This window comes from Metabacillus rhizolycopersici, from assembly GCF_020075705.1.
This window is the reverse complement of record NZ_JAIQUM010000075.1, coordinates 1-23504: the sequence shown is the minus strand read 5'-3', so window position 1 is coordinate 23504 and position 23504 is coordinate 1. Positions and strand designations below refer to the sequence as shown.

The window sequence follows — 23504 nt, the reverse complement described above, 5'->3', positions numbered from 1 at the left end:
CAGTATGTAAGTAGCTGTCCGAAAAGATTTCAACCCTAACATAGAACGAACACGTTTCTTGATAAAACGATGATCCTGTTCTACGATATTATTTAAATACTTCTTTTGTCTGAGTTGCATACCTGATGGTATGTTTTTTTCTTTTCTCAATTCTTCAACTGCTGTAGGCTAAGCTGGATTTTTATCCACTGTTATGACACGAGGCTTTGAAACATGAAAAGACCGCAAAGCTTTCTTGAAGAAGCGCTTTGCAGCCTTTTTGTTTCTTGTTTTACTGAGATAAAAATCAATTGTACTTCCTTCGGAATCGACTGCACGATATAGATACATCCATTGACCTTTTACTTTGATATATGTTTCATCGGCTCTCCAGGAGTCATTTATTGACTTAAGATGACGTCGTACTCTCTCATCTAATTCTGGTCCATATTGATGAACCCAACTCATAATCGTTGTGTGGGCCATCGATAAGCCACGTTCTTCCATCATCTCCACTAAATTACGAAAGCTCAAGTTGTACCGCAGGTACCATCTCACTGTTAACAAAATAATGTCAGGCTGATAATGTTTCCACTTGAATAAATCCTGCTTTTCGATACTGATCACGCACCTTTTTTAGAGTGATAGTATCAGTATGTCCAAGATTTAGAAATTAATTGCAATTGTGTTGAAGTTTTTGCACCAGAACCAACTTACCCATACTAAATGAGTAAAGAGTTATTTGGAGTAATATGATTTTTTCTACTGTCAATTAAAGCAATACAGTGAGCCAATCGCTCTACCCCTGGTTTAATTTGACTCTCGTTCACTTGAGAGATGCTTAATCGAACGAGATTTTCCTTTTTATATTCTGGTAAAAACATTCTAGAGGCATCATCAACATAAATATGCTGCTCGTTTAGCATATGAACTACCTGTTTTGCTGTCACATTCTCGGGCAAACTGATGGATAGATAGAATCCTGAAGTCGGTTTAGAAAAATGAGTATTAGCCGGTAGCAATAATTCACATGCTTCTTGAAGGATTTGCATTTTAGTACGGTATACCTCTTTTATTTTTTTGAGATGGCTATTAAACATACCACTTTTTAAATAGATTTCTAGCGCACCTTGAGAAAGTGCTGAACTATTAAAATCCGAACTAAATTTATATCGTAAAAAATTGTTAATCATTAATGTAGGAAGAACGATAGTAGCAATCCTTAACCCTGGAAGAAAAACTTTCGAAAAGCTTTTAATATAAATCACTCTCCCAGAAGGATCAAAAGAAAATAAAGGATCTGATTTAGCATTTGGGTCAAGGTCTCCTAAAAAATCATCTTCCACTATATATACATCGTATTTTTCAGCTAACTCAACGATTTTTTTCTTTTCGCTATTCGAGTAACAATGTCCAAGTGGATTGTGGAATCTCGGGATAATATAGAAAAATTTTATATCATTATTTCGAAAAATGTATTCCAGACGATCAAGATTAATCCCTTCCATCGATAACTCAATTCCAAAAGTATTAGCTTGGTGCAGATTGGTGGACTCAATAAATCCGAAATAAGTAGGCTGTTCAATTAGAATATTGTTTTTTCCATTTGGAAATGGCATAGAAACTAATAAATTAAGGGCTTGCTGCGAGCCAGAAACAACGACTACTCTTTCTGGTTGAGTGAACACCTGTAGATTCTGCAAATATTTCACTAACTGTACACGTAATGAGTAAAGCCCTTGTTGATCAGAGTATGTAAAAAGCTCTTCTTTATATTGTTCAATTGCTTGATTCATACAATGTTGAAATTCAACATAAGGCATAACGTTTTTATCTGGACCAGCAGACAAGAAATCAATCACGTCATTTTCATTCGTCGCATTTTGAAATTCATTCACAACAAAGTAACCACTTTTAGGAACAGAATAAATTAAATGCTCTTTTTCTAGTTCTTCGTATGCTTTAATGACCGTATTTTTGCTACATGAAAAATACTCAGATAACTGACGAACAGAAGGGAGTTTACTACCTGCAATGAGCGATCCATCTGCTAGCTGAAGCTTAATTTCTTCCATTATCTTAATATATTTTGAGCTCATATATTGATTCTCCTTTATCTGTACCATGACAGATGGGTAAAAAAATGGTTTATTTTCATTGTATGTACCTATTATTATTTTAATAATATCATAACTGTCTTTTAAGAAAAGTAGAAAATGGTACAGATGTGATACAAAATAAAAAGATAGGGGTAGGATAAGATGCAGAGAGAAACCAGAGAGAAATTTGGATTATTGTTGGGATTAGTAGGTGTCATTTGTTTTAGCTTAACGCTCCCTTCTACAAGTATTGCAGTAGAGTATTTTGGGACTACGGTCGTCGGTTTAGGAAGAACAGTTGTTGCTGCTATTTTAGTAGCTGTAATATTGATTGTTCAAAAAGAAAAACTACCTTCTCCTCGCCAATTCAAAAGTCTACTTATTGTTGCTATTGGTGCAGTTTTAGGATTTCCTCTCCTCACTTCTTGGGCAATGGAATCCTTGCCTGTTTCTCATGGAGCTGTGGAATTAGCCCTGTTACCATTAGCAACAGCCGGATTTGCTATGTTTAGAGCAGGTGAAATCCCTTCTCTCAAATTCTGGATTTCAAGTATAATCGGCTCTTTAGCTGTTATTATGTATGCACTCCATCTTGGATTCGGTCAATTACAATTTGCCGATTTAGCTTTACTAGCAGCAGTGATTATACTTGGACTTAGTTACGCAGAGGGTGGAATATTAGCGAAAGAATTAGGTAGCTGGCAAGTAATTGCTTGGGCAATTATGATCGGTGCTCCATTTTTCATTATTCCAGTTGGGCTAAACCTTACAACTGAAATGCTCCATGCCCCTTTACAAGCTTGGGTTAGTTTTATTTATCTCGCAGTGGTTAGTCAATTTCTAGCATATGTTGCTTGGTATAGTGGAATGGCTATGGGTGGAATAGCAAGAGTTAGTCAGATTCAATACTTACAACCATTTTTGATGATTCTATTTGCAACAGTATTTCTAGATGAATCTATCACATTGTTCACTCTTGTAATAGCAGTGATTGTTGTCTTTTCTGTTATATTAGGCAAAAATGCTCCTGTATCAAAAAAAGGAGCTGTATCAGAGAAAAACTAACTGCATATTCAATTGAGCTAACTAAATAATTAAATATGAAAAGGAATGAATCGTATGGAATATAGCTTATGGAATGACCGAATTGTATTAGATGAAGAATTTGTCGTTGATAAAGAGGATCGTGGTTAAAAAACGTTTATCTTATAGAGAAATTATAAGTTTAGTGATAAGAAAAGATTCTGAGAGGAGAAAAAAACATGTATATTCCTGCACATTTTAAAATTAAAGATGAAACACTTGCCTTCGACATTATGAAGGAGCATAGTTTCGCGACTCTTTTTTCTCAACATAATGGAATGCCTTTTGCGACTCATTTACCGTTAATTTTGAACAAGGAGAATTCATACTTATATGGACATTTTGCTCGTCCTAATCCTCAGTGGAAAGATATCAAAAATCAAACCGTCTTAGCTATTTTTCATGGTCCGCATTGTTATATCTCCCCATCTTGGTATGAGACGAATAAAGCAGTGCCAACATGGAATTATGTGACCGTTCATGTCTACGGAGAAGTCGAACTATTAGAGGATGAATATGAGTTAATGAGCTCCTTACATGATATGGTATTGAAGTACGAAGCTCCTGACAGTTCATACAGTTTGCGAGATGTAGATGCTGAGTTTCTCGCTGGTATGAACAAAGGAGTTCAAGGATTCAAAATAAAAATCAACAAAATAGAAGGGAAAGCAAAGTTAAGTCAAAACCATCCATCGCAGAGACAAGAGTTAATTGTTAATCAACTGGAACAGATTTCAAATACAGATGAGCAACAGATTTCATTATTAATGAAGGCAAACCCCAAAAAATAACGTTGAAAGTTACTGCACTAACGGGTGCTTCGTTTAACAAGCCAAACTAAAAAGGTCGGTTCCTATACGCGTAAGGAATTCGACTTTTTTTAGGTTAAAATCTGCTTAGCGTATAATATCCCCGTTTTGCGGCAGGACCCCTTAATGGAGAAAATCTATTTCATTTAAAAAATAAAATTAATACTCATGAACATTTATTTATTTGTACAGAATGTAGAAAAACGACTGAACTTAACCTGTGTCCAATGGAAATAGAAGTAATGGACGCCTCCCTTAATGATTACGTAATATATGATCATAAGTTTGAAGTTTACGGGCTTTGTCCATCTTGTCTTTAAGACCTTCAATTTATATGTTTTGCAATCCCTACGGAGAACTTTTAAAAAAATAAAAAGCTAGCATTAAGCTAGCTACATCCACAAACTGCATATAAAACCCATATAAATAGGTTATTTTACTAATCATCAAATAAGGACTTTCCATTACTCTTCTCTGTTTAAAGCAACTTAGTCATGACCTAATAAAAAAACTGGTTAGATATTTTCCAACCAGTTTTTTATCTCTATTGAATTATTACTTTTATCTTAATAAAGTCATAGGATCTACGTAATTTGTGAGAGAACCACCACGGGATACACTAAAATGTAAGTGCGGTCCTGTTGAATAGCCATCGCTTCCGACTGCAGCGATTTGTTGACCCTTTTCGACCCTTTCTCCAGGGGAAACATAAACTTGGTTCGAATACATATGACCATAAATCGTGATTAAATCACCATGATCAATCACAATCCAGTTTCCGTAGCCATTAGCAGCTCCAGCATATAACACGTACCCAGAGTCAGAGGCATAAATCGGTGTTCCGACTGGTGCTGCAAAATCGACACCATTATGATGTTTTCTGGTTCCGTGAACTGGATGCACTCTCCATCCATAAGTAGAAGAAATCCTGAATGATCCTGGCGCCATAGGACTAGATAATCTTCCTGATCCTGTTATAACTTTTTCACCATTTTGTACACTTTTTTGTCTTTCTTGTTCCAATCGTTTCATTTCTGATTGGACTTGTCCTTCAAGTGCAGCCAAAGCAGCTTCTTCATCCTGAAGTTTATCGAGTTCACCGCTTAGTTGTTCATGTTCTTCTTCTATTCTTTTCATAAAATTAGTTTTTTCGTCAATTTGACTATTTAGCTGTTTTTTAAGTTGTTCAAGATCTGTCAAACCGTTCTCAAGAGACGAAAGCTGATTGTTGAACTCTTTTTCTTTCTCTTCTTTTAAAAGCTTATCCTCTTGATGAGCTTTTAAAAGATCTTTATCGGCTTCGACAATCGTTGTTACAGCGTTTATTCGACTGATTAAATCAGAAAAACTTTGTACACCAAGAAGAACATCGAGATAGCTAATTGTGCCTCCACTTTGTTGGATTGAACGAACTCGGTCTTTAAGTATTTCATTACGTTTCTCAATTCGTTCAGTGACAACTTCAATTTCTTTTTTCAATGCTTCAATGTCTTCTTTTGTTTTCGCAATCTCTGCTTCTTTACCACGAATTTTTTCACTTGTAACAGCAACAGCTGAGTCTAGACGTTCAATTTCTTGTACGACTTTCTTTTGTTCACTCTCTAGACTATTGATTTCTCCTTTTGCACCATTAATTTCAGACTGTATCGAAGACCGTTGCTCTTGAATGGTCTCCTTTTTATTTTTTAATTCCGATGACGTGTTGGCAAAAGCTGATGTTGGTAATAAGCTGCTTGCACAAATAACAGCTGTAACTCCTATAGTAAAAACATTCCGTACAGACAACTTCGTCTCTCCATTCCAAATTTTAATAGATTAATAGTTTCTATATTCACAAAAATTTCCTCATGAATTAATATTTCATTTTACACATAGCTCAAGTCATTATAACACCGAATTCCGTCAAAATATGACAAGAAAATATTACATTTTTATTTCGTCAAAATGACAACTTATTTTACGTTGGAAAATGATTTATCATTATTAATTTTTGGGTTCTGGTGCAAAAACTTCAAGATAATTGCAAGTAATCTCTAAATCTTGGACATACTGATACTATTACCCTAAAAAAGGGGCATGATCAGTATGGAAAACCAAAATTTGTTCAAATAGAAACATTATTAACCTGATATTATTTTATTAACGGCGAGATGGTATCTACGGTACACACTTAGTTTTCGTGATTTGGTGGAAATGATGGAGGAACGAGGTTTATCTATCGCCCACACAACCATTACGCGTTGGGTTCATCAATATGGACCTGAATTAGACGAAAGAGTACGACGTCTCCTTAAGACAACAAATGACTCCTGGAGAGTCGATGAAACGTATGTGAAAGTAAAAGGTCAATGGATGTATTTATATCGTGCAGTCGATTCAAAAGGGAATACCATTGATTTTTATCTAAGTGAATCAAGAGATAAACAAGCAGCCAAGCGCTTTTTCAAGAAAGCCTTGGCTGCTTCTCATATTTGTAAACCTCGTGTCATAACAGTTGACAAAAATCCAGCCTATCCTGTAGCGATTCAAGAGTTAAAAGAAGAGAAAAGTATGCCTGAAGGCATACAACTAAGGCAAGTTAGATATCTCAATAATATAGTGGAACAAGATCACCGTTTCGTTAAGAAACGTGTGCGTTCTATGTTGGGATTCAAGTCGTATGAAACAGCCACTTCTATATTGAGTGGCGTTGAAGCCATGCATATGATGAAAAAAGGACAACTTCACCAACGGGTGCAGTCTGTCCAAAATGAAGTCAAATTCATACATAAGTTGTTTGAAATTGCATCATAATCTGTCATTGAACAGGCCATGTAGGTTCTATGTCTCCATCAAATAGTTTTTGCACCAGAACCCAATATACCATGTTATTTCTTGGTTCTTTTTTATTATGAAGACAGCTGCCAGCGGAAGGGATCTTTCAATTTGCTCCATTCATCATTAAATTCATCGACAGTAAGCAAGCATGCATCCAATTCCTTTGTAATTAATTCTACATTTAAATCGATACCAATGAATACTAGTTTCGTATTGCGATCACCAAATTCTTTATCCCATTCATCATGAAGCTTAGGATTTTGTTTTAATATTTCTTTCTGTTGCTTCTCTGGGAGTGACGCTACCCAATAGGATATGGGTTCGATTCTTACAGATGGACCAGCCTGCGATAAAAGCAAGGCAATATTATTTCTGCTTGCACACCAGGCAATCCCTTTAGCCCGGACAATTTGCATGGGCATAGCTCCGCACCAATGGTTGAAACGCTCAGAATGAAACGGCAGTTTTCTTGAATAGACAAAGGAAGAGATCCCGTATTCTTCTGTTTCCGGAGTGTGATCAGCCGGACCTACGTTCATCTCTTTTAGCCAGCCTGCCGATTCACTTGCTTTATCGAAGTCAAATAAGTTTGTATTTAATATTTCCTTCGGATCTACTATACTGTTAACAGTCCGTATAATCTTCGCAATAGGCTGCAGTGTCCTAATAACATTTTCCAGCTTTTCTAGATTTTCAGCTGCTACTAAATCACATTTATTTAAGACTACTACATCACAAAATTCAATTTGGTCGATTAATAAATCGGCAATATTGCGGATGTCGTTTTCTCCGACGGCTTCCTTACGACCAAGCAATGATTCGCCTGATTCAAAATCGTGCCAAAAACGGTTCGCATCGACTACGGTCACCATCGTGTCCAATCTACAAAATCTTGTTAAGTCAATCCCCGATTCTTCATCAATATAAGAGAATGTTTGAGCAACAGGCACAGGCTCACTAATGCCGGACGATTCGATTAAGATGTAATCAATATCTCCCTGTTTTGCCAACCTTTCTACTTCTACCAGCAAATCTTCTCGTAAAGTGCAACAAATGCAGCCATTCGACATTTCAACCAATTTCTCTTCTGTTCGGGAAAAACCGCCTTGCTTTTGAACTAGTTCACTATCAATATTTACTTCGCTCATATCATTGACTATAACAGCAACCTTAAGACCTTCACGATTATTTAAAATATGATTTAGCAAAGTTGTTTTACCTGCACCCAAATAACCGCTTAATACTGTCACTGGAATCTTTTTCATTTCAACCAACCTTTCATATATAAAGATTACTGGGTGTAATTCCGATCTCCTGTTTCCGTACATGCTAATGTAATTTTGACTCTCATCATTTTTCCTCCTATAGTGTCTTAAACCTTTTTTACTCAAAAAAACAATTCGAAATAATTACGATTTGTGTTATATAAAAACTTTCTACATTTCTCATTAAGATCGCGTAAAAATTTGGCGGTGTTTATTACACACCAACTATTATAAAACGTAATGATTACTATTTGCAAGTAATTTTATAAACGCACCTTTCTCAGAGTCCAGCAAAGATACTTATTTAGCGTAATGGAAGTGTTATTTAGTAAGAAATTTATCTTATCTACTTACTCTTTCTAGACAGGAATTCTATAGTTATATGTTACGACCAAGGATCATTAGCTCTGCCTGGCACTCAATCCTTGTTCAAAGAGTACATAATTTTATTTACATAGACATATTCTAAAATATTAAACGAAATAATTACGATTTGTGTTTCTCTCATTAAAAGTTAACCTCTTAAATCTTTTATCATACTCTATCAAATTTGAATATATATTTATATGAAAAAATAACACTAATGCTAATCTATAGGAGGTAAAAAATGAATCGTATTATTCGAGCGAATATCATTGATATTACTGGTATATTAATACTGACTTTGGCTCTTTCACTGGTTTCATTCAGCTCTAACTTTAAGGTTTCTTTTGATTTCCCCCCATCTTTGCTAAATCTAAACACTATTTTTTTAAGTATTTTAATAGAAGCTCTGCCTTTTGTCTTAATAGGTGTGATTATTGCGGGAGTTATTCAAATCTTTGTAACCGAAGAACATATTAAAAGGTTAATCCCTAAAAATAAAACAATGGCTGTTCTTATGAGTTGTGTGGTAGGGGCTTTATTTCCTGCTTGTGAATGCGGAATTGTTCCCATTGTTCGGAGACTTGTTTCAAAAGGCGTTCCTATACACGCTGCCATGGGCTTTATGTTGACAGGCCCACTTATCAACCCTATTGTTATCGCCTCAACATATATGGCATTTGGCAATGATTTTAAAATGGCTGGTTTGAGAATGAGTTTAGGTTTTGTCGTCGCAACCATGGTGGCTTTTGCTGTTAGCTGGCTATTTAAAGGCAATCAATTTAAATCTTCCATTCAAATAGTTCACTCTCACGATAAAGTAAAAAATGAAGCTTTTTCAAACCGAATTTGGTCTATGTTAACTCATACAATTGATGAATTTTTTGATATGGCTAAATTTTTAATTATGGGAGCTTTTTTAGCTGCTTTTGTACAAACCTATTTGCCTGCAAAAACACTGCTAGAAGCTGGAAATGGACCCATCTCTTCCTTACTAGTTATGATGGGCTTAGCTTATGTTTTATCACTTTGCTCTGAAGCTGATGCGTTTATCGGGGCTTCCTTCAGTAGTATTTTCCCAACCACATCCATACTAGGTTTCTTAATTTTTGGACCAATGATTGATTTAAAGAACACAATAATGATGCTTAGCGTCTTCCGTTTTAAGTTCGTTATGTCGGTCTTGGCTTTCGTGGCTTCTTTTGTTTTTATTACGTTAATACTATTGCAAGTCTTTCTATAGGGAGGGATAATACGTGAAATTTCATTTTCAGCAGGCAGTTAGATCATTAATATTGCTCACTTTTACGATATTCATATTTAAGCTTCATTTTACAGGTGAAATGACAAAATTTATTAATCCTAAATATTTAGGTTTAAGCCAGTCTGCTTCTGTTATTTTTTTAATTTTATTTTTTGTCCAGACGACAAGAATATGGACAGTAAAAGAAAGTATTCATAGTCATTCTCACTGTGAGCATAATCATCAGAATCATACTTGCGAACATCATCATGATCATGGGGACACTCCTTTTACTATTAAGAAACTAATTTCATATTCAATTATCATTTTTCCTTTGTTAACTGGATTCCTACTCCCTGCTAAGATTCTAGATGCCTCTATTGCTGATAAAAAAGGCGGCATGACAATTCTAACTAACCAAAAACAATCAAATAATGGAGGAAGTTCTGAAAACGACAATCTTGTCGAAAATGAAAATCAATATGAAGAAAATCATGTAATAGATGAAAATATCAACCCTAATATTATGGAACAAAATTCTATTTCTGAGGAAGAATATGATCAATTAACACAAAGATTATCGGCAAGCTCTAACATTGTTATGAACGACGCAATGTTTTCCACATACTATGATGAAATTAAAGTGGATATACAAAAATTTAAAGGTAAACAAATAGTATTAAAAGGATTTGTTTATAAAGAGAATGGATTCAATAAGAATCAATTAGTAATTTCAAGATTTTTAATTACCCACTGTGTAGCAGATGCAAGCATTATTGGATTTCTTTCAGAATTTCCCGAAGCCTCTACTGTCAAAGAAGATACATGGATTGAAGCGAATGGCGTATTGGATATTGCGACATATAACGGAACTGAGCTTCCGATAATTAAAATTACCGATTGGAAACAAATCGGTGAACCAAAAGAGCCTTATCTCTATCCTCTAAGCATTAAAATCATGTAAAATAAATATTAAAGAAGCTGAAAATTAATCTTTATTCAGCTTCTTTTTATGAGATATATGTTAATTTGCATTACAATCTTTTAAATTACTGCTCTAACTCAACTTTATTAAGATCTCCAACTGAAAACAAGTTCACGTTTATTATCCTATAGATTAAGCTTTATTGCATAATTCATTCCAGAATCCGTTTTGTTGCTATAAATAACTAAGAAACACATAAAAAGGAAACCAATCTCCTTATTGAGATTGGGATTTAAATACCTAACTATCATTTAATATCTGTAGAATGTTTAATTAATAGCTTGTTGCAGTCCCCGGATGTTTTCTTTCATTAAATCAAAGTAATCTTCATCATTTTCTATATTTTCATCAGAAATTGCTTCAAGAGTGTTTAGGTTCAACGTTTTTGCTCCTGTTTCATTCTTTACAATTTCAGAAACTTTATTCGTTAGATTTGGTTCGAAGAAAATATATTTTAGATTATTTTCTTTTACAAGTTCTATAAGGGGTCCTACCAACAAATTGAAAACATACGCTAAGCAAATTTCGACATGAAGAAAGCCGATGTTTCCTTAACGTAGGAAATATCGGCTTTCTTTCATTGAAAAAGAAGCCGGAGTAAATTCTAAACTTGCTTCTTTCTCTATATTAAGGTTTTTCTTACTTATTTGATTTTAATTTTCTATCTTCAATTTTTTTGTAGATCTTCTCTATGAGGGTTTTATCCTTTAAAATATGGTTTTTATTTTCATTCATTAATTGTTTCAATGTTTTCTTTTTCACTTGTTTTCCCCATCTCGTTAAATAACCTATATTCTCTTTCTAGATCACTAAGACAAAGCTCATATAGCTGAACATTCTCTTTTTTATATACACCTATGCTTAAAAGCTGATCGATTAAAAACTCTTTTCTGATTTGTATCGCTTCACGTAACATTGTGCTCATAAAAGGAATTCCCTCCTTTTTAATTGATAATTATTATCAACTAAAGCATACAGCCTTTCAAGGAAGATTTCAATATATAAATCGTAACAATTACTATTTATAAGGCGAATGATACTTTTGAACGACTCCTCATTAGGTTTATCCGACAAATATCTTTCGTCGGTCATAGGCAAAGAAGAGCATTGCCACACTTAAAATAGCACAAATCATATATGTAGTTGAATATGAGTAAAAATCAGCGACTGGTCCCATAATAATACCACCTAAAGAAACTCCTAAATCTGCCATCGCAATAAATAAACCTAATAACACATTGCGTTTCATCTGAGGCAAGACAAAGCTTAAATACGTTGTTAGTGTTGGATAGAGGAGCGCCTGAGCTATTCCCATAAAGGTAGCACCAAGATAGAAAAAGATAGCCCCGCCATTTATAGCAAAGCTTACACATTGCGCTCCCATAGCTAAAAGGAGCATAGTCCCCATAATAAACGATGAATGCCATTTTCCATCGGAAGGGATTTTTTTTCTTAAGGAAAAACGAGAAAAGACAACGGTTACTGCCATAATCATTAGAAAAATTCCAGCGTTTCCGTTTTTCACCTGTTCAGCATAAAGAGGTATGAAGACAGTAATTGCTCCAAATACAATAGAACCAACTAACATAAGAACACTGCATTTAAATAAATGTTGATTTTTCACTAACTGTCCAAATGAATTAAACATATTTACACCCTGCTCAGCATTTTTTGTAAAAGACTGGGTTTCGGCTTTATCCATTTTGGTACTATAGCCAAACACCCCAGTAAAAATGGCGATTATTGTCATCGCGATTGCAAAGTATTCCATTCCTCCTTGCCAAATACCTAATGCCAATAAAGGACCAACAATTCCTGGTATATAAGAAAATAAAGAATAAAGTGAAATTCCCTGAGAACGATCTTTCTCTGGCAGTGCATCAATGATTCCTATCTGTAATGCCATTGAAAAGAAAGCTGTTGATACCCCTTGTAACATACGAGCAACTAGATAGCCACCTAGCCCAGTTACCGTATATAAGATTAAAGCAAAACCATTGATAATAAGAATAATACGCAACACTTTTATCGGCCCATGCATTTGAATAATATGACCTGCCCATGGTCTAAAAAACATGGTTGTAAATAAATATGCCCCCATAATCAAACCTATTGTTGTATTAGTGGCTCCTAGTGCTCCCCCTTGTAAAGGGATAATAACATTTAGTATAGAATTGGCACTAAAATAAAGGAGCACCAACAGATACAATCGTAAAAAAGGCCAAGACATAGCTCCACTCACTATTTTCCCTCCTCCAACTCTGTAACAAATTCTGTTACTTTATACAGTTAACCTGATTAAAACGTTATCAACGACTGTAATAGTTTTCTTGCATAAACAGACTTAACGTCCTTCAAGTTTTCAATTTCCACTATTTCTTCAATTTGACCATCCTTAAAAATAATGACTCGGTCACAAATATAGGCAGTTGCCTGTATATCATGCGTGATAAAAATGTAACTCATGTTGTAGATTCTTTTTAAATCCTTAAGTAATTCAAGAATTTGTGTTTGAACAGATACATCTAAAGAACTGATTGCCTCATCAAATAAAATACATTTTGGTTCTGCTGAGATAGCTCTTGCAATACACACTCTCTGAACCTCTCCCCCTGATAACTCATGAGGATATTTGTTTCGATAAGACGAAGGTAATCCAACTTGATTTAATAGATTTACAATCTTGTCTTTATTCTCTTTTCTACTCTTGTTCCGAATTTTCAATGGCTCCATGATTGCATCTTCAACAGTAAAGAATGGATTAATGGAAGATTTATAGTCTTGAAAAACAGCGCTAATATTACCTAACCTTACTTTTCTATCTTCTACATTCTTTCCATCAAATAAAACTATTCCACAATCAGGCTTTTCAATCCCTAATAACAAACGTCCTAATGTCGATTTTCCACTCCCACTTTCTCCGATAATACCAAGACATTCTCCATTCTTACATTCAAAACTAACATTCTTTAAAACGTTCTGTCTCTCTGAAGAAAACAATCCACCTTTTTTATAGGATTTCCCAACACTATCAACCTTCAGCAACTAGCAGCCCCTCCCCCATTACTTTCTTGAAATTATCACTCAGCGCCAGTCTAGTGGATACTAAATATTTTGTGTACTCGTGTTGCGCCTCTGAGAAAATGGCCTCGGTTTTCCCTCGTTCTATAATTTCTCCATCCTTCATAACCATGACATCATCCGCAATTTTTCTTACAACACCTAAATCATGGGAAATAAAGATCATTGAACACCCCATTCTTTCTCGCAACTTAATAAATTGTTCAACTACTTCAAATTGTGAAATGGTATCAAGTGCTGTTGTCGGTTCATCAGCAATAATAATATCCGGCTCTAGGACAATAGCTAGCGCAATCATAATTCGTTGCAGCATTCCACCCGATAACTGATGTGGATATTTGTTCATAATTTCTGTCGGGTTTTTCAACATGACACTTTCCATCGCACCTGTCATTTTTACTTCCATTTCGTTTTTACTCCAATTGAAGTGTTCAGCAAGTGTTTCCCTTAAATGTACACCGACTACACAAGAGGGATCGAAAGCACTCATCCCATTTTGTAAAATCATGCAAAGGTTTCTACCCCTTTTCTTTCTCATCTCTTTTTCAGATAGAAGGTTTATGTTCTCTCCTTTTAATAGGATGTTCCCTGTTTGGTGAAGAGAGGATCTATTTAATCTCATTATCGCCCTACAAGTGACAGACTTACCGCTTCCACTTTCTCCTACAATTGCAAGGCAACTTCCGGACTTTAAGTGGAATGAACTATCTTGAATAATTTCTTTTCCAGAATTAACATCCCATACTTTTAAGTTTTTAACTTCTAATATATTCATCATCTAATTAGCCACCTCTTTTTCCTGAATCTTTATTTTAGAAAGTGGTAAATTTTCTATATGCTTGTTTTTAGAGTTTACTAATTTAGGGTCTAGAGCAACTTGAAGTGAATCAGATAAAAAATTAAACGCTGATACCACAATAACAATGGCTAAACCGGGAGCTAACATTAATTCCGGTCTCGTAAACATAACTTCCCTCGCTTCATTTAACATCATCCCCCATTCAGCATTTGGGGCTTGAATTCCTAAACCCAAAAATGAAAACCCTGAAATTTGCAAAATCATCGCTCCAATAGCACCACTTGAAATCACTGTGATATCAGAAAAGGTAACTGGAACAATATGCTTACAAATTATTTTTATATCACTAATACCTGATGCTTTGGAGAACTTCACATAGTCTAATTCAGCATACTGCATTACAGAGGTTCTGATGACTCGAGCGAACCATGCCCATTTAATCAAAGCAAATGCAATTAGGATGTTTTCAAGACCCACGCCCAATATTCCAATAACCGCCAGTGCCATAACGTATCCTGGAAAAGAAAGCATCGTGTCACATATTCTCATAATTATCGCATCGACTTTTCCTCTGAAATATCCAGCTAGAAAACCTAAGATTGCACCAATTAAAACAGATATACACAGAACAACTAAAACCCATAATACACTTGGTCGAATTCCATATATGATTCTGGATAAAATACATCTCCCTAGATGATCATTACCTAATAGATATGCCCATGAAGGTGAAGCATAGAGAAGACTCATATTGACTTCATTAGGGTCATGTGGAGCAAATAATGGTGCGAAAATACCAACAATAATTGTGGCAACAATGATCGTTAAAGATAGCATAGCTAACTTATCTTTACTTAAGTTTTTCAATATTCTCATTTAAAGATCATTCCTTAACTTAGGATTCATCGCAACATTTATAATGTCGGAGATTGTATTAAACAAAACAAAGGCTGCTGCTAATATAAGAACGTATGCCTGTATAATAGGAAAGTCTCTGCTTAGAATTGCTTTAACACTCAGAGTCCCTAACCCTGGCCAAGCAAAAACGTTTTCTATAACTACTGTACTTCCCAATATGATAGGTATAGACATACCAAATATCGAAATAGCAACCTGTAATGAATTTCTTAGTATATGCATAGTGATTTTGATTTCTGATAACCCAGATGCCCTTCCATATAAAACATAATCCTCATTTAAATTGTTTAACATGGAAGTTCTAACATTTCTAAAATAAATACCAGCATAATTGATAGTGATGACAATAACCGGTAAGATATAACTTTTATACGATTCCATCCCGCTTGTTGGTAACAAATCTAATTTAACCGAGACATACCAGATCATAATAGACGCCAGCCAGTATGACGGCATTGCTGTTAGGAAAAACGAAACTCCTCTTACCGATTTATCAATCATTTTTCCTTCCTTCAACGCACAAATTACACCTAATAGTATAGACATAAAGATAATAGCAACAGATGAAACTAACGTTAACTTGAACGTATTCAAAAATGCCGGACCTATTAATGACCAAACTGGTTTCCCATTAATATATGAATCTCCAAAATCCAACTGTAAGGAGGCAATAAGCCAATCAAAATATCGTAAGATAAATGGCTTATCCATCCCAAACTCTTCTTTTGTTTGTTCTAATAATTCTTCTGTTATCTGTGGAACACCTTGAGCTTGTAATACCACTTCGGCTGGATCTAAAGGAGAAAGGTTGATTAAAACAAAGGTCAAAAACGAAATGGTTAGAAGTAAAGGGACGGATATTAGTATCCTTCTAATGATGTAACTTCCCATAGAAGATCTCCTTTCTATTAAAATACCAATATTTAAACGTTTATACTTTCTCATAAATAAAAAGGGGAAAATTCCCCTTTTTATTTTTATTTAAAGTTCATCAACTCAAATGGCAGCTCAAATTGAGTTTGTTTAAAAGATATTCCGTTTAAATTTTTGGGCGCTACTACAGTAACACTTCCATTTGAAATAGGAATAAACACTGCTTCATCATGAACAATCGTCAAAATATCAGCGTACAATGATTTTCTGGTTTGCTCATCTGTTGACACCATAACTTGTTCAATTTTCTTATAAAGTTCATCTGCTTTATCAATGCCGCTTGTCGTATGCTTATATGAAGCTTCAGATGTAAAAGCAGCGATTGTACTTTGTGGATCATAAGCTAGACCCCAGGTTTGATTGAATAATAAATCATAGTCACCTGTGGATCTTCTATTAGCAATTGAAGTTGATTCTTCACCAATAATTTCTAATTCAATACCAATTTCTTTTAGTGAAGCTTGAATAAATTCAGCCTGAGTTTTTTGGGAAGAAGAATTGCTATCATAATAGAGTTTCATGGCTAACTTCTTGCCATCTTTTGTTCTAACATTATCACCATTTGCTAATACCCAACCAGCTTCTTCTAGAATCCCCCTCGCTTTTTCTATATCATAACCTCGCTTCTTTAAATCAACATCTGCGTAATTCACGTTCGGAGAAAATAGTGTGTGGGCTATTGTTTCAGTACCATTTAAAATATCTTTTGTAATTGTTTCCCTATCAATCGAGTACCAAATGGCTTCACGAACAGCCGTTTCACTAACAGGATTATCAGTTTTACTACTATTTGCTACGATCATTTTCGTATTCATTGGTTCACTTCTAACAAGTTGGTAATCACCTGAATCAACTAATTGATTCATTGCTTCAATATCAAGACTATCTGCACCTCGATCATCCGTAAAAGCAAAGTTTACTTCTCCTTTTTTTAATGCTAAAAACGTCGTTTCTCCTGTTGGAAGAACTTTAGATGTAATTTTCTCTATTTTAGGTGTGCCACCCCAGTAATCTTTATTTGCTTGAAACGTTGCATACTTATCCGTTTTATGTTCAGTTAGAGTATATGGTCCCGTACCGTTAAAACCATTTACACCATCTTTTGTTCCGCCATTAATGAAATCTTTAGGAGATATGAATACGTATGGCCTTGTCATAGATAATTCAACCAAAGTTGGATAATAGGTTTCTGAAAGAACTAATTCAACTGTATACTCATCTACTACATTTACACTTTCTATTTTTGTAGATAACTTAATCCAAGCATGCTTTTCTGCATTATTCTGTACAGCTTCAATATTATTCTTCACTGCCTCTGCGTTAAACGGCTCTCCATCATGGAATTTCACATTTTTTCTTAAGTGAAACGTGTACACTTTTCCATCCCCTGAAACTTCCCAGGATTCAGCAAGTAAAGGCTTAATTCCGTCTTTCGTATTTTCAACTAATGATTCATATACCATCCCTTGAGCAGGCATTGAACCTGTGTAAAGATGGGGATTCATATCATTAATGTCCTTGGCTGATGCATAAACTATTTCTGCTTTCTGCTTACTATCATTATCTTCCTTTTTCTGATTATCAGAGTTTGCCGAATTTGAAGAGCAAGCAACTAGAATAGATAAAACCAAAAAAACTAGTGCCACTAACTTAAATCTTTTACTAAACATGGTAATCCTCTCCCTTTAAGTCCTCCTTAATATGCATACAACTCGTTTTTGTTGGATCTGATCTACACTCCAACATATATTAAACACCCTCCTATAAATCGTAATTATTCCTATTTGAATAGTATATTACTCTATTATCTTATTACAAGTACTATTCCAACGTCTTTGCTGCTATGGTTTTTCCTATTTCACCGCATATCATATTCAAATCTTCTTCAAAACATTGAACGACAAATGCACGAGACAAGAATTCGCCTCTACGAGATTGAGCAACTTTCTCAATTTTACTCTCATATGTTTTAATAAATTTATCTATTGTTGGACAATTCAACTCTAAATATTTTGCAATACCCTGTATGATTTTGATACGATAATAGTCTTCCTTAGGCATTCTTGGGATATCCAAATACCCTTCTTTGTTGACAAACATTTTTCTAATCGGAACAGCAGAAAAATCAAAATATCTTCCATCCTTATCTGGTTCTGAAAAAGGATCGATCAACAAAGATGTATAACGTATATACAGTAAATATTCTTGATGAATAGTTTCTAAATGATTGAAATTTTCTATATCCTGACGCGATAAACTTTCTAATCTCACTGGGTAATTATCATCTGTCATAAATTGAAGTAAATTTATACTTTTTATATTTATTTTTTTTAAAATATTCATAATTTCTTTCCATTGGGACAACAAATCACGAATTAAATATTGCGTAATGGGCCCCTCAGGATAAATTTTATATACATATTTCTTCGTTTCTATATCCCAAAATATTGCACTTAATGAGAAATCATTCATAAACAACGGTGGGTGTACATATAAAGAAATATTTCTAGTCTCCGCCTCAATTGGAGATTTCATAATTTCTAGAGTGATTCCTAGTTGCTCATATACCTTACATAGTTTATCAATATTTTTAGATGGAAAGTGCGTCGATCCTATATAAATTTTTTTCTTGACTGCTGTTGTTAATACATGATTAGATGGGCTATCGTGCATCCATCGTGTATCACCATAATATGTAGAAAAACTAATAATTTCCGCATTTAAATTAAGTTTGTTCATAAAATTACTTATTAAGCTGTTTGAACCAAAAGTCGGAGAAATTAAAACAATACACTTTACTTGTTTTAAAAGCTTATCACTGATCTGTTTTATTACTTCAATATAGGCATCCGTTGTTACAGAAAATATGATGGTATCCCATTCACCCTTAATTGTTTCATACCCATTAAAAACTTGATCAACGAAGTATTCACCTTCCATACTTCGATGCTTTTCATTTTGAACGCTTACACGTATTAGATGATCACTTTGCTTAAGCGCCTCAAAAAACGTTTCCGAACGAACAGACTCTCTGCCAGCAATCCCCACGTAGCAATTTAAATGCTTTTTTATACTTACAGCAAGCTGGATTGATGTAGGACCTGTACCTAAAATTAAGACTCGTTTAAAATCGCTCATAAAATCCTTCCTTTCTCACTAACAAGTAAGCTATGCTTTTTTATACAATGCAATATCAAACACATGATCTGGGCGTAATATATTTTCAACCATCCTCCACTTTTCCCCATCCACCTCTCTTATAGGATAATTAAATAAGGATTTCAGCTGATTACCATATCTCATAGCTACAACTACATTTTCATTTGTCAATGTATATAATTGATCCAGTATGTCATATTTATCTTCTACAGTTGAACTGAAAATGATATGGGTTAATTCGTTCGCATACTCAAGATTTTCCACTGCTATTTTTTTAAATCGAATATTTAAGTCTCCACCCAATTTCTCTACAACGTTTCGTCCAAGTTTAATAGCCTCATCATCAATATCTATGCCAACAACCTCTGCTCCCGTTCGCTTAGCAATTAATAAAGGTGTCATCGGAAATGAGCCTGACCCCACTAATAATACCTTTGACTCTGAAGTAATTTGAAACTGGCCAAATTCCTTTTCAATACATGATTCTATATTCTTAAAATAATCGGTCCTCTCAGTAGTTCCGTTTAGCAGCTTCAATGCACGATATTTCTCCATAATAGCCACACAAAGTGCTGATTTTTTTCTTAACTCCTCGACTAGTTGATTAAAGTCACTAGATTCTTGTTGTTCTAGTTGTTCCCAAGCTTCTTTATTCCTCTCGTTTATTATGAATTTCGAATAATCATCTATTAATACCTCAAACTCCGAACTGTGATTGATAGTATGGTCATATTTTGCTGCTAAATCTATAAATCTTACTAAAAATTGATTTAAATTTTCTTGAAAAGTATTGGTCTTTAATACATTCATTTATTCCACTCCAATAATATGTAATAGTTAAACATCTATAAAAGCCTTACCTTGTGCCACTATTCCAACAGACCCTTCAATCTTAAGACTTTCCAACTCTTCGTCATAACAGCTAGCAATTACATTAATAATCCCACCAGGCTGCCTTATTTTCGCAACAATCTCTCCTTTATTCTTCCATGCAAGATACGCTCCTAAGGAGGCTGTACCTGAACCACACCCCCTTTCCCATATCAAACTATCTAGATGTGGGACATAAATGAGGGGAGCCAATTCATCAGATTTCGTTTTATACAATAAAATGCCGATCAAGTTAGTACCTAAAGTTACTCCTAGCAACTTTGCTAATGATTCTGCTTTTTCTCTTATTGACTTATCAAATCTCTCCACTTCTATCACAATATGTATGAACCCCTGGTATCTCACTATGATTATATTTAAATCACTGCCATCATACTTTATTATTCTCTGTTCTATCTTTTTAGGGGTAGGCATAGTTACTTGGCAGTAATATTCATCTATATTTCTTTTCACTTGACCCATTATTAATTGATCCGTACCTGATACTTCTAATAAGACTTCCGTCATTTCATTTTGCTTTAGTCCTTTTTCAAACGCAATAAAAGCTGCCAATGCCATACAAGCATTTCCACAAAACTCACCTCCAGCCATCTGTAGATGTGCAGCAGCTTTATTATTTATAGGTTTTTCTATAAAGCCTACTTGTTCAGCATGCACGCTGTCATATGACATAATTTTTGAAGCAACGTGCTTATATTCCTCAACTGGATAATTAGTTTTAACAAGAATTGTCATATTTTGTGTTGGATTAAATTTAATAAAATCTATTTCCTGTTTCATCACAACTATCCTTTACCTTTATTTTTTATTTTTCTTCACATAAACAAAACGTAACTATTACGATTTATTTGTTATTAAATGAATTATAGCATGTTAATGTTGGATACTGTCAATATTTTCTGTTTTTTATATTGGTGAAATCTAATGTCGTATAAGATATCCGATATTTAGTTATCTATTCACTACCTTAGAGCTAAAAATTAACCTACTAGATGTAGCGAAGTCAGGGAATTAAGTACCAAGTATTTATCCCAAATGAAAATTGTAAAAATCTCACGAGTTTTGGAACATAGATGGCAGATGTACAACCTAAAAAATATACATTGTAAAAAGAAAGAATAAAGTCATTGAAATTTACTATTAGAATGTAAAGGAGGCACTACTTAAATTGCGGCACCTCCTTTTAAACTTCTTTAAAAGTATTCAAGTTCAACTTTAATTCTGAAATTAGAATAGATAATAAAGTTTTTTATAACAAAATAAAACCTTTTAAAAATGTTCATTATTTCAACATTTTAATGGGACGCCATTTTCAAGAGAAATTTGGTAAAGAAAAACAAGTTGCTATCCTGATGCCTTTATTAGAAGGACTTGATGGTGTAGATAAGATGTCTAAATCAAAGAAAAACTACATTGGTATTGATGAAAGTCCATAAGAAATGTACAGAAAAGCGATGTCCATTCCAGATGAATTAATGAATAAATACTTCGAACTAGTAACAGATTTTACTTCTGAACAAATTCAAACTATTAAAGATCAAATCAAAACAGCTGTACTGCATCCAAGAGATGCGAAAATGCTACTTGGTAAGACCATTGTAAGAATGTACCATGGAACAGAAGCAGCAGAAAAAGCAGAACAGTATTTTATCTCCATCTTCCAAAAAGGGCTTATGCCCGATGAGATTCCAGTAATTAACTGGAAAGGAAAAGCAGAAATAACAATAATAGACTTACTTCTAGATTTAAACCTTTTGTTGAAGTAACAGGAGCGTTAGCATCATAAGAAATTGTGGTTAAGTATTAATCTTTTATATTAGGATATTCAGCACTCGGGCGCTTTTCTAGAGTAACGATAAAAGTCCAATTTCTCAATTTTAGTACTGAAAAATTGGGCTTTTTAAATATGCGGTCCTGATGCTATCCATTTATTAAAAGATAGCTTTTTTATATTTACTTATAGTGCAAAATAACTCCAAAAGTGACAGATTACGGACTAGAATGTTATAGTTTTTTATCAGTCTATAAAAGTGTACTTTTTCGAACGGGGGATGATATCTTTTTTGAAAAACTCTAATCGAACAATTTCGTACCTGCATTTCCTATGCTTTAAACTACTAGTTTCTTCGCTTGTTACGTTAGTTATATTTAATTGGTTTGCTCTATTATTTACATTTGCTTCATTACATCCGGACACAACTATCAAAATCATCATAATGTAGGTAATCGTTATTTTGTTATGTTCGGATCTCGTCAACAGGAGAGGTCTAGTTTAATTATCAATTAAACATAAAGAGCTTGGATACTCCAAGCTCTTTTGTTTGTGCTGTAAACTCATATAACGATATTGTTGGATTTTTTAACTTCAATCCTGTCATTTTTAGCCAGTATATTATTTTATGAAATAAAGTATACATTTACTAACAAGTGTACTTTTTAGTAGAGTATCTTCAACAACGGACGCGATTGCTGAACAATGAGCAGTCGCTTTTTTACTAGGCGGAACCGAATAGTTCTATAAATGATTGGATGTAAATAATTAAGAAACCCAGCCAATCTTCTCATGAAGGTAGCTGGGTTTTTAAAGTTGGATGTGCAAGATAACACTTAAATAAGCGCAAATTATCGGTCAAAGTGACATGCTGATGCTCTTAGAGAAAAAGAAGTGGAATTCGTAAGCATACAAGATAAGATTGATACAAGTACAGCTGCAGGAAAGGCTATGTTTGGAATGCTGTCCGTATAGCTGAGTTTGAACGGGATATTTATCCGTGAACGAACAATGGCTGGCCTAAAGGCAGATAGAACTCGGGGACGTAAAGGTGGAAGACCTAAGGCTAATCAACAAAAGTTGAATCAGCTATTGCGATGTATCATTCTAAACGGATGACAGTGAAGGAAATTCAGGAAGCGACAGGGGTTTCAACTGCAACATTATATCGATCTCTAAAAGAAGAGCAAACCAAGTAAAGGTTTGCTCTTAAATATGATATTGTTAATTAAGCCTTGTTATAATTATTTTACTAATTGATTTTTTTAATAATTAGTTACTGCTCATTTTCATTGTTTTGTTCTTCAGT

At 34.2% G+C, this 23504-nt stretch carries 22 protein-coding genes and 2 pseudogenes; 8 read left to right on the top strand and 16 right to left on the bottom strand.

All coding sequences use genetic code 11. From position 1 onward, the window contains the following. Window positions 1–597, bottom strand: a pseudogene (locus K9V48_RS22550) (IS6 family transposase); the annotation flags it as partial. A gap of 104 nt (window positions 598–701) precedes the next feature. Then, window positions 702–2078, bottom strand: a complete 1377-nt coding sequence (locus K9V48_RS22545) for an aminotransferase-like domain-containing protein (RefSeq protein WP_224141373.1) — start codon at window positions 2076–2078, stop codon at window positions 702–704. A gap of 162 nt (window positions 2079–2240) precedes the next feature. Between K9V48_RS22545 and K9V48_RS22540 the strand changes: the two genes are divergently transcribed. Continuing rightward, window positions 2241–3143, top strand: a complete 903-nt coding sequence (locus tag K9V48_RS22540; protein WP_224141372.1) for a DMT family transporter — start codon at window positions 2241–2243, stop codon at window positions 3141–3143. A 197-nt stretch (window positions 3144–3340) separates the two neighbouring features. Continuing rightward, window positions 3341–3952, top strand: coding sequence for an FMN-binding negative transcriptional regulator (locus K9V48_RS22535; protein ID WP_224141371.1), 612 nt, complete (start codon window positions 3341–3343; stop codon window positions 3950–3952). A 579-nt stretch (window positions 3953–4531) separates the two neighbouring features. On the opposite strand, the gene K9V48_RS22530 is transcribed toward K9V48_RS22535, so the two are convergent. Next, complete coding sequence (locus tag K9V48_RS22530; RefSeq protein ID WP_224141370.1) at window positions 4532–5755, bottom strand: murein hydrolase activator EnvC family protein; 1224 nt, start codon at window positions 5753–5755, stop codon at window positions 4532–4534. A gap of 345 nt (window positions 5756–6100) precedes the next feature. On the opposite strand from K9V48_RS22530, the gene K9V48_RS22525 reads away from it, so the two are divergent. Continuing rightward, complete coding sequence (locus K9V48_RS22525; protein ID WP_224141375.1) at window positions 6101–6763, top strand: IS6 family transposase; 663 nt, start codon at window positions 6101–6103, stop codon at window positions 6761–6763. Window positions 6764–6858: 95 nt separating this feature from the next. Here the strand turns inward: K9V48_RS22525 and K9V48_RS22520 are convergent, their stop codons facing one another. Beyond that, window positions 6859–8052, bottom strand: a complete 1194-nt coding sequence (locus K9V48_RS22520) for a GTP-binding protein (RefSeq protein WP_224141369.1) — start codon at window positions 8050–8052, stop codon at window positions 6859–6861. 607 nt (window positions 8053–8659) lie between these two features. Here K9V48_RS22520 and K9V48_RS22515 point away from each other — a divergent pair. Further along, window positions 8660–9658: a permease gene (locus K9V48_RS22515; RefSeq protein WP_224141368.1), complete on the top strand. Its 999-nt coding sequence runs from the start codon at window positions 8660–8662 to the stop codon at window positions 9656–9658. Between the two features lie 13 nt (window positions 9659–9671). Next, complete coding sequence (locus tag K9V48_RS22510) at window positions 9672–10622, top strand: TIGR03943 family putative permease subunit (RefSeq protein ID WP_224141367.1); 951 nt, start codon at window positions 9672–9674, stop codon at window positions 10620–10622. Between the two features lie 290 nt (window positions 10623–10912). Here the strand turns inward: K9V48_RS22510 and K9V48_RS22505 are convergent, their stop codons facing one another. From K9V48_RS22505 to K9V48_RS22450, 12 genes are all read right to left on the bottom strand, one after another. Beyond that, window positions 10913–11143, bottom strand: a complete 231-nt coding sequence (locus K9V48_RS22505) for a metal ABC transporter solute-binding protein, Zn/Mn family (protein ID WP_224141366.1) — start codon at window positions 11141–11143, stop codon at window positions 10913–10915. A 139-nt stretch (window positions 11144–11282) separates the two neighbouring features. After that, window positions 11283–11378 carry an FbpB family small basic protein gene (locus K9V48_RS29740; RefSeq protein WP_368858304.1) on the bottom strand — a complete coding sequence of 32 codons (96 nt, stop codon included), beginning with the start codon at window positions 11376–11378 and terminating at the stop codon, window positions 11283–11285. Next, window positions 11371–11568 (bottom strand): Fur-regulated basic protein FbpA, encoded by a 198-nt coding sequence (locus K9V48_RS22495; protein ID WP_224141364.1) that lies wholly within the window; start codon window positions 11566–11568, stop codon window positions 11371–11373. Before K9V48_RS22495 ends, K9V48_RS29740 begins: the two co-directional genes overlap by 8 nt. Before the next feature lie 138 nt (window positions 11569–11706). Continuing rightward, window positions 11707–12885, bottom strand: coding sequence for a staphylopine family metallophore export MFS transporter CntE (gene cntE, locus K9V48_RS22490; protein ID WP_224141363.1), 1179 nt, complete (start codon window positions 12883–12885; stop codon window positions 11707–11709). Window positions 12886–12941: 56 nt separating this feature from the next. Next, entirely contained in the window at window positions 12942–13688 is a 747-nt protein-coding gene (locus K9V48_RS22485) for an ABC transporter ATP-binding protein (RefSeq protein ID WP_224141362.1), read from the bottom strand. Further along, a complete protein-coding gene (gene cntD / locus K9V48_RS22480; RefSeq protein WP_224141374.1) occupies window positions 13675–14499 on the bottom strand; it encodes a staphylopine uptake ABC transporter ATP-binding protein CntD in 825 nt (274 codons plus the stop codon). Before cntD ends, K9V48_RS22485 begins: the two co-directional genes overlap by 14 nt. 3 nt (window positions 14500–14502) lie before the next feature. Next, window positions 14503–15399, bottom strand: coding sequence for a staphylopine uptake ABC transporter permease subunit CntC (gene cntC / locus K9V48_RS22475; RefSeq protein WP_224141361.1), 897 nt, complete (start codon window positions 15397–15399; stop codon window positions 14503–14505). After that, window positions 15400–16332: a nickel/cobalt ABC transporter permease gene (gene opp1B, locus K9V48_RS22470; protein WP_224141360.1), complete on the bottom strand. Its 933-nt coding sequence runs from the start codon at window positions 16330–16332 to the stop codon at window positions 15400–15402. 86 nt (window positions 16333–16418) lie between these two features. Beyond that, window positions 16419–18044, bottom strand: coding sequence for a staphylopine-dependent metal ABC transporter substrate-binding lipoprotein (gene cntA / locus K9V48_RS22465; RefSeq protein WP_224141359.1), 1626 nt, complete (start codon window positions 18042–18044; stop codon window positions 16419–16421). Window positions 18045–18195: 151 nt separating this feature from the next. Continuing rightward, window positions 18196–19512, bottom strand: a complete 1317-nt coding sequence (locus K9V48_RS22460) for an opine metallophore biosynthesis dehydrogenase (RefSeq protein ID WP_224141358.1) — start codon at window positions 19510–19512, stop codon at window positions 18196–18198. 30 nt (window positions 19513–19542) lie between these two features. Next, window positions 19543–20343 carry a nicotianamine synthase family protein gene (locus tag K9V48_RS22455; protein ID WP_224141357.1) on the bottom strand — a complete coding sequence of 267 codons (801 nt, stop codon included), beginning with the start codon at window positions 20341–20343 and terminating at the stop codon, window positions 19543–19545. 27 nt (window positions 20344–20370) lie between these two features. Continuing rightward, window positions 20371–21204, bottom strand: a complete 834-nt coding sequence (locus K9V48_RS22450) for a histidine racemase CntK family protein (RefSeq protein ID WP_224141356.1) — start codon at window positions 21202–21204, stop codon at window positions 20371–20373. A 503-nt stretch (window positions 21205–21707) separates the two neighbouring features. On the opposite strand from K9V48_RS22450, the pseudogene tyrS reads away from it, so the two are divergent. From tyrS to K9V48_RS22440, 3 genes and pseudogenes are all read left to right on the top strand, one after another. After that, a pseudogene (gene tyrS / locus K9V48_RS22445) lies at window positions 21708–22181 on the top strand (tyrosine--tRNA ligase); the annotation flags it as partial. 908 nt (window positions 22182–23089) lie between these two features. Next, window positions 23090–23170 carry a hypothetical protein gene (locus K9V48_RS29735; protein WP_368858303.1) on the top strand — a complete coding sequence of 27 codons (81 nt, stop codon included), beginning with the start codon at window positions 23090–23092 and terminating at the stop codon, window positions 23168–23170. Window positions 23171–23292: 122 nt separating this feature from the next. Beyond that, entirely contained in the window at window positions 23293–23394 is a 102-nt protein-coding gene (locus K9V48_RS22440; RefSeq protein WP_224141355.1) for a hypothetical protein, read from the top strand. Window positions 23395–23504 lie beyond the last annotated feature (110 nt).